Here is a 12,682-nt window from a genome sequence, read left to right as displayed (position 1 = left end):
CTCTAGTAACTGTGCTTTGATAGGTCAATTACCTGATTTTTGACGTTTTTTTATATTCGACATCCTGACGGTAAATTGGCGTTTAAGGGGTAAATGACAAATTATTGACCCGGGGCGCGTTTGTTGGGTGTAAATGTAAAAAAATATTAATAATCAACAGTATGACTTACTGGTTTGTACAATTTGTCCCGCTAAAGTTGAACCTGCGGCTGGGGAGATTGGGTGCGGGCGGATACATGTGAGGCGGAAATGGAATATAAAATTGATAATTAATGAAAAAATAGTATATGTGAGTGGGGAGTCGATATTTCGTCGGTTAAAGCGGCTGTCATTTTTTTGCCAAATGGCTCCACTAAGCTTGGACTTCAGCCAGCGTACCGCAAACCGAAGGGAAGCAAGGAATGGATCAAGTCATTATCGAAAGGCCCTGGTTCACCATAGAAAGAGTTGTGCCACAACAGCATGAATTAATTGCCATAAAGGAAAAAGCGGGCACCTTAATCGCCGATGATATTGCCACTCCGGCACTGGCCATGAGCATACGCCTGACGGCCGAAGATGCTGTGCCGGTGGCGACCGGCCTCAGATGCGGCCAGCTCATCGGTGTTGCCATGGTTGTCGAGGTGCCCGAGTGGGGACTTTTGATTCAGGATTTCATTATCCGCCCGGAATTTGCTCATTATGGGCTCGCCCGGGTGCTGCTTGAGCAACTGCTGCAACATGTTTTGGCTCACTGCCCTAAAGGGACCAAACTGGGGATCCTGGCGGGCACTGAATATCGCAGGATTTGCAGTGAGTTTGGCTTTGAACCCGAGCAGTGCGGTGCCTTCGGTCTGGACATGGTGTGGCGCGGCTGAATCCGGCTCCTTGCCACAGTGAGCATGGAAGCTTGTCACTGTGATGGGCTTTAGGGACAATAGCCCATCAGATCTTTGCCGGAGTTCAGTTTGGATCCCGCCTTTCTCAAACTCGCCATCAATCAGAAAATGCCCTTTGGCAAATATGCCGGACGGCCGCTGCTGAATTTACCCGAGCCTTATCTGGTGTGGTTCCATGGCCAGGGATTTCCTCCCGGGCTGCTGGGACAGCAGTTGGCCCTGATGTATGAGGTCAAACTCAATGGCCTGGAGCCCATGCTCAGACCTTTGCTGGACGAGTGAGCAGGGCACCATGCCAGTCCCACAACCAGCTATCATGCCGCTGACGCCTGCCATGCTGCCGCAGCTGGCTGGGCTTTACCATGCCGCAGTGCAGCAAAGCATGCACTCATCTTACAGCGCTATGCACAAACACATCTGGTCACCCAGGGTGCGGGATCGTCGCCACTGGCGTGCTCGGCTGCGGGGCTATCAGGTATTTGTCTGCTGTGAGCGCGATGCGGTACTGGGCTTTATCGCTTGTCAGACGCGATTTCCGCAGCGGGGCGAGCTGGACTATTTATATGTGGCGCCCGAGGCTCAGGGGCGGGGGATAGCCCGGGCACTGGTGCAGCACCTGCTGGCCTGGGCCCGGGAGCAGCATTGGAGTGAGCTGAGCACTCAGGCGTCCCATCATTCCCGGCCCCTGTTTGCTGCTTTGGGGTTTGAATATCAGGGACGCTGCTATCAACGCCGGGCCGGGCTGGTATTTGAGAGTTTCAATTTTTCACTGACTCTGCCCACGCAAAAGGCTCTGCCCACACAAAAGACGCTGCCTGCACAGAAAGCGCAGCCCACACAGAAGGCAACTGTCCCGCATCACGGGGAAAGCAACTAACGGAACACATCCATGACCATCAAAGTAATTGAGGCCGATGAGGAGCATCTCGGCCAGATAGCCGAGTTGTTTCACGCGGCTGTCCACGGTGCCGGGGAACACTACAGCGAAGCCGAGCGCCAGGCCTGGTCTCCAGAGCTGCGCTCTTTGGAGCAGTGGCAGACAAGGCTGGCACCGACCAAGGTTTGGGTCGCACTGGAAGACGAGGCGGTACTGGGTTTTATCAATCTGCTGCCAAGGGAGCAGGGAGAGGCGGAAATCGATTGCCTGTTCACCCATCCCAATGCAGCCCGCAGGGGTATTGCGTCTTCCCTGTATCGGTCGCTGGAAGCCGAGGCCTGGGAGGCGGGATTTAAAAGCCTCAGGGTGGAAGCCTCGTTTTATGCCAAGCCGTTTTTTGAAAAACAGGGTTTTAAGGTGTTAAGCCGTAACGAGCATCCCCGTGGCGGCGAAACCTTGGTGAATTTCAGCATGACGCTGGCTTTGGGTTGAAAAGCCCCTTGCCTGAAAAGAGGCTTGAAAAGGATCAGGGCAAATCAAACAGCAGGCCGGATACAGGAGCGCTGGCACTGGCTATCAGCTGCTGTTCGTGGCTTATTTTGGCGCCATCCCCGGGCAACAGGGTCACATCACCCAGTTGCAGTTCACCCGATATGAGATGCAGGTAATAGTGCCGTTCCGCCGTTAACGGCCATCTCAGCTCATCACCTGTTGCCAGCGAAAGCTGATAGACGGTGGCGTCCTGTTTTATGCTCATGGTGCCGCTCCGGCCGTCCGGGGTGACCACGGGCGTCAGGGCGGCTGTCTGGACTATATTCTGCTGCTGGTACCCGGGAGTGCCGCCTTTGACAGAGGGCTGGATCCAAATTTGCAAAAACCGTAATTCCTCCTCTTTCGATGCGTTGAATTCACTGTGGAAGATACCGCTGCCGGCGGACATCAGCTGAAACTCACCCTCGGGCAGGGCCTTGATGTTGCCCTGGCTGTCCTTGTGATTGATTTGCCCCTTGAGCACACAGGTGAGGATTTCCATGTCCCTGTGGCCATGGGTGTCAAAGCCGGCGCCCGGCGCCACCCAGTCATCATTGATAACCCTCAGGGCCGAAAAGCCCATATGCTCGGGATCGTAATAATTGCCGAATGAGAAGCTGTGTCTGCTGTCGAGCCAACCGAAAAAGCCGTGGCCACGCTCACTGGCCTTGCGTACCTGGATCATGTCTTTCTCCCGGCGCCGGGCGCTGGGCCCGGCATTCATTGAATGGATTGCTTCTGCTTTAAACCACAGCAGCTTATTTGAAACGGCGACTGATGAATTCATCCAGCGACAGCTTGCCGGCACCGCTGATGGCCAGGGACACGGAAGCCGCCAGCAGGGCCAAACCAAATTCGTAGCCGTTATTGGCCATGAACAGGCCATTGCCTATATGAACAGCAAAAATGGCCACCAGCATGGTGACCGCCAGTACCGCGGCTGTGGGGCGCAGCAACAGGCCTATTAGAAGCAGCAGGCCACCGAAAAACTCACTGGAGCCGGCCAGCAGCGCCATCAGGTAACCCGGACTCAAACCTATGGAATCCATCCACTGACCAGTACCCTCAAGGCCGTAACCTCCAAACCAGGCAAACAGCTTTTGTGCGCCGTGGGCCATAAAGGTGATGCCAATGGGAATACGCAGGGCCAAGGGGGCAAATCCGGCATCGCTGTGTATCAATTTGGAGATTAATGCTTTCATTTCAGTTTCCTCAATGTTTTTGATGATTGGCTCTAAGGCATTGTTACCTTTTCGAGCGACTGATAATGAGTCTATGCTTGACCTTGGCAAATGAAAAACGGAACATTTTGACATGAATGTTCAAATAATTTGATGTATGGAGATGCCATGGCCCACGCCATCAGCCTGGATGCCCTGCGGGTATTGGATGCCATTGATCAAAAAGGCAGTTTCTCTGCTGCGGCCGAAGCCCTGCACCGGGTACCTTCGGCTCTGAGCTACACAATGCAAAAGCTGGAAAGCGATCTTGGCAGCCAATTGTTTGACCGGCGTGGTCAGCGGGCGCGACTGACCGAGGCCGGTTTGCTGGTGCTGAATCAGGGGCGGGAGCTGCTGCTGGCCGCGGCTCGCCTGGAAGAGGCGGTACAGCAGCTTGAATCCGGTTGGGAGCCGTCGCTGACCCTGGCACTGGATACTGTGATCCCGGAAGAGCCGCTGCTGGCTCTGATAGGCGAGTTTGTGGCCCTTGGCAAACAGGTGAAGATCAACCTCATTCAGGAGTCCCTTGGTGGCGGTTGGGATGCCCTGTATGCCGGCCGGGCGGATCTGGCCATAGGTGTGTCCGGAGAGCTGCCCCGTGGTCATTACCATTTGCAGGCGCTGGGGGATTTGGAGTTTGTCTTTGCCCTGGCCCCCAGCCATCCTTTGGCGCTCTTGCCCGAGCCCATCGGCATAGAGGCCCTGGCGGCCTGGCCGGCGGTGGTGGTGGCCGACAGTTCCCAGTCACTGGCACAGCGCTCCAGTGGCCTGTTTGACAGCCGTCAGCTTATTCGGGTGGCCAGCATGGCCACCAAGATCAAGGCCCAGCGCATGGGGCTCGGCACCGGCTTTTTGCCCAGACACCTGATCCGCCATGAGCTGGCCCACGGGGATCTGGTGGACCGCAGAGTGGAATTGCCAAGGCCGGCGCAGACCTTGTATCTGGCGTGGCGTAAAGGCGAGGTGGGCAAGGCGCTGAACTGGTTTGTCGAGCGCCTGCCCAATTTGGATTGGGGCCTCTAGTCAGTCGGTCAGTGACCGGCTGTGGCTAAGACCCTATCTGTGACTGATATAGTGCAGCTGAGGTGCCAGAGGTTCGTCGAGGTTGGCGTGGCGCCGGATAAAGCCCATAAAGGCGCCGGGCAGGGTGAGTTCCGCCACGGTTTCCTGCCAGGCGCAGGACTGCAGTGCCTGGTAACCCTCTTTACCGGAAGCGGTATAGGCAGTGGATACCCCAATCACCAATTCATGTGCTTCCAGGGGACGCCAATGGCCGTCATGCTGCAGATGCAGTGACAGAATTCGCTCCCCCAAGGGTTTGCGACCGTCGTAATGATATTTGAGTCCGTAGGTATAGGGAAAACTGCCGGCGCCCGTGCCTATCACGCTGTTGTTGGTGGCGGCGTTGATGGCCGATTCCAGCGCCTGGTACAGAAAGCGGCCTTCGATGGCGTATTTGACCAGGGGCAACTCGAAGGGTAACAACCTGCCGAGTACGTCGGCAACAGTCACCTGCCCCTGGGACAGGGACTGGCGCACCCCGCCGGCATTGTGCAGGGCGAACTGCACCCTGGCATCCAGTTGCCTGGATTCCTCGTACATGCTGCGACTGACCCAGGGAGCCAGCTCACTGCCGTGGGGCAGGGCTTTACTGGGCAAGCGGCTGTGCACCAATTCCCGGGGGACGAATGCCAGCACCTGGTGTTCCATGGCATGGATTGCCGGGTGGTAGTTTTCCTCAATTGCGCGTTTGACCCCGGCATCTTCCTCTGACCAGAGGATCCCCGGATGGCGCTTGAGCTGGGCCAGCACATCGTGGTAGTCGAACTCACTGTCTCCTGCTTCGACGATCAATTGCTCATCCAGCATAAAGAAATTGTTGCCTTCAAGGAACTCAACCCGGCCGTTGGCATCGAAACTGATGCTGGCCAATCCCAGGGTTTCGGCATACTTGCCTGCATGGACTATGGGGCAGCCATTAATGCGCTCACCATAGGTCATGTCTCCCAGGCCCAACTCGCTGAAATCCCCCTGCAGGGTATGGCTGTGACCGCCCACTATCAGGCTGATGCCTGGCACGGCGGCTGCCAGCTCCCTGTCCTGATCCAGTCCCAGGTGACTCAGCACTATGATGTGGTCTATGCCCTTGGCCTTGAGCGCAGTGACGGTGCGGCGGCAACAGTCGATGGCATTGACAAACAGGGTGTCTGGATCGGGCCTGGCGATAATCGCCATCTGGTCGAGCGTGATGCCGAAAATAGCCAGGGTGCGATCTCCCAGTGGCTTAAGCAGCACCTTGGCACAACCGCTGGCATTGTCGTAATCAAGCAGTTGCGGGTGTCCCCCGAGGGCGGCTGCCTTACCGGGTACTTCCCGGCTTAAATCCATGTTGCCCGCCAGCAGTGGAAAGTCGATGCGGTCGAGAAAACTGCGCACCGGGCCATTGCCGGCATCAATTTCATGGTTGCCCAGCACCATGGCGTCCGGCGCCAGCAGATTAAGCAGGTGGGCGTTGGCCTTGCCCTTGAACTGGCTGAAGTACAAGGTGCCCTGAAAACTGTCGCCGCCGTGCAAAAACAAAAATGACTCTTGGCGGGCGAGGGCGGCGTCCCTGGCTTGGTTTATCTGAAAGGCAATGCGGGCATAGCCGCCGCTGTGACTGCGCACGCGCAGTGACTTTCCCCCCAATTGCAGCTGAAATTGCTGCATGCTGGGGTCGAAATTGGAATGGGTGTCATTGATGTGGGCTAGGGTCAGCCGGTAACTGCTTGAATGCTGCAAATCTCAAATTCCTGGCCAGGTGGCCATGTGCTGTCTGAACGGGAGCCATTGTCTGCGGGCGAGGGCCAGTCCGGATGCTTTGCCATGGCGGTAAATAGGTCCAAGGCAGATAATATGAAAGGAAGGGCTGACCTGTGTCTTTGCCTTGCAGCAATGAGCGGCAGATGGTAACACAGTCTTGCTATCGCTGCTGGTCAAAATCCCGCTGGATCGGTATAATTCGCGGCCCCCGTTCCGGGGATGACTGTTTGAGGTTAGACGAATGAGTGAAAAGAAAATCAATCTACTGGACCTGGATCGCAAGGCGATGCGGGCACTGTTTGCCGAACTGGGTGAGAAGCCATTTCGTGCCGATCAGTTGATGAAGTGGATTTATCACTTTGGCGTCAGTGACTTCGAACAGATGACCAATATTAACAAGGTGCTGCGGGGTAAACTTGCGGCACGTTGCGAGATTGTGGCGCCGGAAATTTCCAGCTTCCAGAAGTCCAAGGATGGCACCATCAAGTTCGCCATTAACGTGGGCCAGGGTCAGGAAGTGGAAACCGTGTATATTCCGGAAGACGACCGCGCCACCTTGTGTGTCTCGTCCCAGGTGGGTTGTGCCCTGGAATGTACCTTCTGTTCCACGGCCCAGCAGGGCTTTAACCGTAACCTGACGGTATCTGAAATTGTTGGTCAAATCTGGCGCGTGTCCCACTTCCTCGGTTTCCAGAAGGAAACCGGCGAGCGCCCCGTCACCAACGTGGTGATGATGGGCATGGGTGAGCCGCTACTTAACCTGGCCAACGTGATCCCCGCCATGGATATCATGCTGGACGATTTCGGTTTTGCCCTGTCCAAACGTCGGGTGACTGTGTCCACCTCGGGTGTGGTACCGGCGCTGGATAAGCTCGGTGATGCCCTTGATGTGGCCCTGGCTGTGAGTATTCACGCCCCCAATGATGAGCTGCGCGATGTGCTGGTGCCCATCAACAAGAAGTACCCATTGCAGGAGTTCCTCGCCGGGATCCGCCGTTACCTGGAGAAATCCAATGCCAACCGTGGCCGGGTAACAGTGGAGTACGTGATGCTGGATCATATCAACGACAGCACCGAACAGGCCCATGAATTGGCCGAGTTGATGAAGGATACCCCTTGCAAAATCAACTTGATACCATTTAACCCCTATCCGGGATCGCCCTATGGCCGTTCCTCCAATTCCCGCATCGACCGTTTCTCCAAGGTGCTGATGGACTACGGCCTGACCGTGATAGTGCGCAAAACCCGTGGTGACGACATTGATGCCGCCTGTGGTCAATTGGCCGGTGACATCAGGGATCGCACCAAGCGACTGGCAAAAAAACGCATGCAAGAATCCCAGATTTCAGTCACAATGGAATAACTCTTTGTTTGCACAGATTAATGGGCTTGCACATGAAGCAAGGATTGGCTGCGATTTCCCTGATGGCACTCCTGTCGGTTTCACTGACAGCTTGCGTGACCGAGCGTACCTATAGCGGGACCGATACTCCTGTCACCGAACGCCAGTTCGACAAACTGGCGGCGGCCCGCGAACGCATGCAATTGGGACTGACTTATCTCAAGCGCGGCAACACAGAACAAGCCAAATTCAATCTGGATAAAGCCATGGATTATGCCCCCGAACTGGAAGAGGTGCATATTGCCATGGCTTATTACTATCAGACCGTGGGCGATCTTATCCGCACCGCCGAGGCTTATCGCCGCGCCATCAATACCCGCGATGCCAGCGGCGACTCAATGAATAACTTTGGCGTGTTTTTGTGTCAGCAAAAAGAGTTTGATGAATCGGAAAAAATGTTCCTCAAGGCCATAGAGCAGCCCAAGTACACCCGTACCGCGGCAAGCTATGAAAACTTGGGAATTTGTAGCCGTGATGCCGGTCAAATAGAAAAAGCGCGACACTATTTTGATATGGCGCTAAAGTATGACCCGCGCCGTGCCACCTCACTGTTGGAGTTGGCGGAAATGGAAGCCGAAGGTAAGGATTTTGCCGCGGCCAAGGCCCAGTTGGCGCGTTACCATAATGTTGCTTCCGAATCGCCGCAGAGTCTGGCGTTGGGAATAGAAATTGAGCGTGGCCTCAACGACAGTGAAGCGGCCAAGCATTTCGTAATTTTGCTGTTGGCCAAGTTTCCCGCTTCCCCTGAAGCCAAGCAATACCGGGCAAGTTTACATTGATGAACGATGAAGAAAAGCAACTGCACACGGACGAACAGCAGACTGAAACACGCCCCAGTCTAGGGGCCATACTCCAGGCCGCCCGCGAGGCCAGGGGACAAACCGTGGCCGACGTGGCAACCGCATTGCATTTACGGCCGTCCATTGTCAGCGACATAGAAGCGGACGATTTTTCCAATATTGCCTCGTCCACCTATGTGCGTGGCTATGTCAAAAACTATGCCCGTTTGGTGGAGGCCGATAAGGCCCTGATCGACGCCTGCCTGGAACAGCAGGTGCCGACGCCCGGTGCCCCTTCAATGCAGAGTTTTTCCCGCAAAACCACCCGTCAGGCCAGAGACAGCCGCCTGACCCTGGTCAGTTATCTGATAGCCATAGTGCTGCTGGCGCTGTTGGTGCTCTGGTGGGTGCAAAAGGCGACCTTGTTTACCGGGGTTGATTTCTCCAAGCCCACGGTGGAAGAGGTGGAAGCGCTGCGTGAGCAGGCAAGAATGCCGCAGCCAGAGGTGATTTCACCGCAAACCGACCCGGCACAAACCGGCCTGGAACACTCGGGTTTGGAACAGCCAGGCGTTGAACAAGGTGCTCTGGCTGTTGACCACCAGAGCACGGCAGACATACTGGCCACAGAAACCACCGCCGGCAGTGCCAGTACTTCCATGGAAGTGCTGGATGAGACTCAATCCGAGCCGCCGCTGCAGGATACCCAAATCAGCGCCACCGCCCAGGGGGTGGATCGCATCAGCTTTACCCTGAATGCCGATTGTTGGATCCAGGTGACAGACGCCAGTGGCAAGGTGCTGCTGAGCGATGTTAAAAAGCCTGGTCAGGCCGTACTGGTCGAAGGCAAGGGGCCATTCAAGCTGATCCTCGGCGCGCCCCAGGCCGTGAGCCTGGAATTTAACGGCGCACCTGTCAGTCTGGAACAGTATCCCAAAAACCGGGTGGCCAGGTTCAGCCTGCCCATGGCCGGTTAACGGCGCAGGCCTTTTTTGTAGAGCACGTCTTTTGTAGAGCAGAGCTGAGATGTACAACGAGAACCCCATCAAACGTCGTCCCTCCACCCGTATTTATGTTGGTCAGGTGCCCATAGGCGATGGCGCGCCGATTGCTGTGCAGTCCATGACCAACACCCGCACCACGGATGTGGCCGCGACCGTGGCGCAAATTCGTGCCCTGGAAAAGGTGGGAGCCGACATAGTGCGGGTCTCTGTGCCGACCATGGATGCCGCCGAGGCGTTCAAATTGATCAAGCAGCAGGTGCAGGTGCCGCTGGTGGCCGATATTCACTTCGACTATCGCATTGCCCTGAAGGTGGCCGAATACGGCGCCGATTGTCTGCGCATCAACCCGGGCAACATAGGCAATGAAGAGCGGATCCGCGCCGTGGTCGAATCGGCCCGGGATCGCAATATCCCCATCCGCATCGGCGTCAACGGCGGCTCGCTGGAAAAAGACCTGATGGACAAGTACAAGGAGCCGACCCCGGAAGCCTTGCTGGAGTCTGCCATGCGCCATGTGGACATACTCGACCGGCTCAACTTTGACCAGTTCAAGGTCAGCGTGAAGGCCTCGGACGTGTTCCTGGCGGTGGAGTCCTATCGCCTGCTGGCAAAACAAATTAAGCAGCCGCTGCACCTTGGGATCACCGAGGCCGGTGGTGCCCGTTCCGGTTCGGTTAAATCGGCCGTGGGCCTGGGCATGTTGCTGGCCGAGGGCATAGGTGACACCCTGCGGATCTCCCTGGCCGCCGATCCCGTGGAAGAGATCAAGGTCGGCTTTGATATCCTCAAATCTCTGCGCATTCGCTCCCGCGGCATCAACTTTATTGCCTGCCCTTCCTGCTCACGGCAGGAGTTCGATGTGATAGGCACAGTCAATGAGCTGGAGCGCCGTCTGGAAGACGTCACCACAGCCATGGACGTGTCCATCATAGGCTGCGTGGTCAACGGTCCAGGCGAGGCGCTGGTGTCCCACCTGGGATTGGCCGGCGGCCACAACAAGAGCGGTTACTACGATGACGGCGTGCGCCAGAAGGAGCGTTTCGATAACGACAATCTGGTCGATGCCTTGGAAGCCAAGATCCGCGCTAAGGCGACCCTGATGGAGAGCCGCATCGACATCAAGGACACCACAGACTGAGGTGACCCGCGCCCGGAGAGCCGCTCTCCAGGCGCTGTTTTATTTTTGGTGCCCGATTGCCTATAATGCGGGACATTTTTTGAATTTACAGCTTATCCAACGAGTCAAATACCGTGGCAAAACAGATCCAAGCGATTCGCGGAATGAACGACATTCTGCCCACCCAGTCTCCCCTGTGGCAAAAACTCGAAGGGGTTCTGCGTGACTGTGTAGCAGCCTATGGCTACAGCGAAATCCGTACTCCCATAGTGGAAAGTACCGATCTTTTTAAGCGCTCTATTGGTGAAGTCACTGATATCGTTGAAAAAGAAATGTACACCTTTGAGGACCGCAACGGCGACAGCCTGACGCTGCGTCCCGAGGGCACGGCCTCCACCGTGCGTGCCGGCAACGAGCACGGCCTGCTGTACAACCAGGAACAGCGCCTGTGGTACATGGGTCCCATGTTCCGCCACGAGCGTCCCCAAAAGGGCCGCTATCGCCAGTTCCACCAGTTTGGTGTGGAAGTCTATGGCATAGGCTCGGCCGACATAGATGCCGAAGTGCTGATGCTGTCGGCCCGTCTGTGGGAAAAGCTTGGCATCACCGAGCAGGTCACCCTGGAACTCAATACCTTGGGTGACAGCAACGAGCGCGCCGATTATCGTCAGGCCCTGGTGACCTTCCTTGAGCAACACAAGGACAAGCTGGACGAAGACAGCCAGCGCCGCATGTACACCAACCCGCTGCGGGTACTGGACTCCAAGGATCCCCAGGTGCAGGCGCTGCTGGCCGATGCCCCGGCCATGATGGACTACCTGGGCGATGAGTCCCGGGCACATTTTTCCCGTCTGTGTGAACTCCTGGAGGCCGTTGGCATCCAATACCGGGTTAACCCCCGTCTGGTTCGCGGTCTGGACTATTACAACCGCACAGTATTTGAGTGGGTCACCGACAGCCTGGGTGCCCAGGGCACTGTGCTGGCCGGCGGTCGTTACGACGGTCTGGTGGGCCAGCTGGGTGGCAAAGACACCCCTGCCGTGGGTTTTGCCATGGGCCTGGAGCGCATAGTGCTGCTGCTGGAAACCCTGGAGTTGACCAAGGACATTCCGGCGGCAGTGGATGTGTATGTGACCGCCATGGGAAGTGACTGTGAGGTTGAAGCCTTGCGCATAGCCCAGGAGCTGCGCAACGCGCTGCCGGGGGCTCGCATCATGAGCCACTGCGGCGGTGGAAACTTCAAGAAGCAAATCAAGCGCGCCGACAAGAGCGGCGCAGCGTTCGCCCTGATTGTCGGGGAGAGCGAACTGACCCAGGGCCAGGTGGCGGTCAAACCGCTGCGCAATGACAACGAACAACAGCTGGTGGCCCGTGAAGCCCTGGCCGATTATCTGAAGAATTTGATCTAGCACTGCACAGGCAAGCGCTGATAACAACAAGAGGACGTGCGCGTGGATATTTATAGCACCGAAGAACAACAGGTCGAGGCGATAAAGCAGTTTTGGAAGGAATACGGTACCTCTATCCTGGTGGGCGCCGTGGTGGGCCTGGGTGGTCTTTATGGCTGGAATACCTATTCCGACATGAAACTGGCCAAGGCCGAGTCCGCCAGCCAGGCATTTGAAACCATCAGTCAGGCCGGTGATGAAGCCGCCATGCTCAAGGCTGCCGAAAACTTCAAGGCCGAGCACGATCAGGCCGGTTATGAAACCCTGCTGGCGCTGATGATGGCCAAGTCTGCTGTGGATGCCAAGGATTACACCAAGGCCGAAGAACTGCTCAAGCAAGTGATTGCCAACAAGGCCGCCGGTGAGCTGGCCATGGTGGCCACCCTGCGCTTGGCACGGGTACAGGCCGAGCAAGGCCAGCTGGCCACGGCGCTGACCACTCTGGATGCAGTGACTGTGCCTGCCTTCGAAGCCCAGCGTGAAGAACTCAAGGGTGATTTCCTGGCTCGCCAGGGCGAGAACGACAAGGCCAAGGCCGCTTATCAGAGCGCGCTGGACAAGAGCGGTGTGGGTGCGTCACCCATGCTGCGTATGAAGCTCGACAACCTGAATCAGGCATAAGGA

Annotated in this window: 14 protein-coding genes; 11 read left to right on the top strand and 3 right to left on the bottom strand. The window is 56.7% G+C overall.

Annotation, left to right across the window (positions count from 1 at the left end; translation table 11 throughout):
• The first annotated feature begins 401 nt into the window (after positions 1–401).
• The 4 genes from JYB85_RS12520 to JYB85_RS12505 all read left to right on the top strand — a co-directional run bounded on the left by JYB85_RS12520 (position 402) and on the right by JYB85_RS12505 (position 2,247).
• Positions 402–857 (top strand): GNAT family N-acetyltransferase, encoded by a 456-nt coding sequence (locus JYB85_RS12520; protein ID WP_207379574.1) that lies wholly within the window; start codon positions 402–404, stop codon positions 855–857.
• Positions 858–947: 90 nt separating this feature from the next.
• Positions 948–1,160 (top strand): DUF3820 family protein, encoded by a 213-nt coding sequence (locus JYB85_RS12515; protein ID WP_207320325.1) that lies wholly within the window; start codon positions 948–950, stop codon positions 1,158–1,160.
• Between the two features lie 10 nt (positions 1,161–1,170).
• Positions 1,171–1,755: a GNAT family N-acetyltransferase gene (locus tag JYB85_RS12510; protein ID WP_207379573.1), complete on the top strand. Its 585-nt coding sequence runs from the start codon at positions 1,171–1,173 to the stop codon at positions 1,753–1,755.
• A gap of 12 nt (positions 1,756–1,767) precedes the next feature.
• Positions 1,768–2,247 (top strand): GNAT family N-acetyltransferase, encoded by a 480-nt coding sequence (locus tag JYB85_RS12505; protein WP_207379572.1) that lies wholly within the window; start codon positions 1,768–1,770, stop codon positions 2,245–2,247.
• Positions 2,248–2,281: 34 nt separating this feature from the next.
• Here the strand turns inward: JYB85_RS12505 and JYB85_RS12500 are convergent, their stop codons facing one another.
• Positions 2,282–2,971 carry a pirin family protein gene (locus tag JYB85_RS12500; protein ID WP_207379571.1) on the bottom strand — a complete coding sequence of 230 codons (690 nt, stop codon included), beginning with the start codon at positions 2,969–2,971 and terminating at the stop codon, positions 2,282–2,284.
• Between the two features lie 73 nt (positions 2,972–3,044).
• The gene (locus JYB85_RS12495; protein WP_207379570.1) at positions 3,045–3,488 is read right to left on the bottom strand and encodes a DoxX family protein; all 444 of its coding nucleotides are present in this window, start codon (positions 3,486–3,488) and stop codon (positions 3,045–3,047) included.
• Between the two features lie 147 nt (positions 3,489–3,635).
• Between JYB85_RS12495 and JYB85_RS12490 the strand changes: the two genes are divergently transcribed.
• On the top strand, positions 3,636–4,529 hold the full coding sequence (locus JYB85_RS12490) for a LysR family transcriptional regulator (protein ID WP_207379569.1): 894 nt from the start codon (positions 3,636–3,638) through the stop codon (positions 4,527–4,529).
• Between the two features lie 33 nt (positions 4,530–4,562).
• Here JYB85_RS12490 and JYB85_RS12485 read toward each other — a convergent pair whose 3' ends face one another.
• Positions 4,563–6,287: a bifunctional metallophosphatase/5'-nucleotidase gene (locus JYB85_RS12485; RefSeq protein WP_228730095.1), complete on the bottom strand. Its 1,725-nt coding sequence runs from the start codon at positions 6,285–6,287 to the stop codon at positions 4,563–4,565.
• A 262-nt stretch (positions 6,288–6,549) separates the two neighbouring features.
• Between JYB85_RS12485 and JYB85_RS12480 the strand changes: the two genes are divergently transcribed.
• The 6 genes from JYB85_RS12480 to JYB85_RS12455 all read left to right on the top strand — a co-directional run bounded on the left by JYB85_RS12480 (position 6,550) and on the right by JYB85_RS12455 (position 12,679).
• On the top strand, positions 6,550–7,671 hold the full coding sequence (locus JYB85_RS12480) for a bifunctional tRNA (adenosine(37)-C2)-methyltransferase TrmG/ribosomal RNA large subunit methyltransferase RlmN (protein ID WP_207320320.1): 1,122 nt from the start codon (positions 6,550–6,552) through the stop codon (positions 7,669–7,671).
• Between the two features lie 32 nt (positions 7,672–7,703).
• Positions 7,704–8,489, top strand: a complete 786-nt coding sequence (gene pilW, locus JYB85_RS12475; protein WP_207379568.1) for a type IV pilus biogenesis/stability protein PilW — start codon at positions 7,704–7,706, stop codon at positions 8,487–8,489.
• Positions 8,489–9,466: a RodZ domain-containing protein gene (locus tag JYB85_RS12470; protein WP_207379567.1), complete on the top strand. Its 978-nt coding sequence runs from the start codon at positions 8,489–8,491 to the stop codon at positions 9,464–9,466. The genes pilW and JYB85_RS12470 overlap by 1 nt, the downstream gene beginning before the upstream one ends.
• 49 nt (positions 9,467–9,515) lie before the next feature.
• Positions 9,516–10,631: a flavodoxin-dependent (E)-4-hydroxy-3-methylbut-2-enyl-diphosphate synthase gene (gene ispG / locus JYB85_RS12465; protein WP_207320317.1), complete on the top strand. Its 1,116-nt coding sequence runs from the start codon at positions 9,516–9,518 to the stop codon at positions 10,629–10,631.
• A gap of 113 nt (positions 10,632–10,744) precedes the next feature.
• Positions 10,745–12,019, top strand: coding sequence for a histidine--tRNA ligase (gene hisS / locus JYB85_RS12460; RefSeq protein WP_207379566.1), 1,275 nt, complete (start codon positions 10,745–10,747; stop codon positions 12,017–12,019).
• A gap of 42 nt (positions 12,020–12,061) precedes the next feature.
• Positions 12,062–12,679, top strand: a complete 618-nt coding sequence (locus JYB85_RS12455; protein WP_207379565.1) for a tetratricopeptide repeat protein — start codon at positions 12,062–12,064, stop codon at positions 12,677–12,679.
• Positions 12,680–12,682: the final 3 nt, after the last annotated feature.

Origin of the sequence: Shewanella sedimentimangrovi, assembly GCF_017354965.1 — a bacterium.
GTDB classification, from domain to species: domain Bacteria; phylum Pseudomonadota; class Gammaproteobacteria; order Enterobacterales; family Shewanellaceae; genus Shewanella; species Shewanella cyperi.
This window is presented reverse-complemented; position numbering and strand designations above follow the sequence as displayed.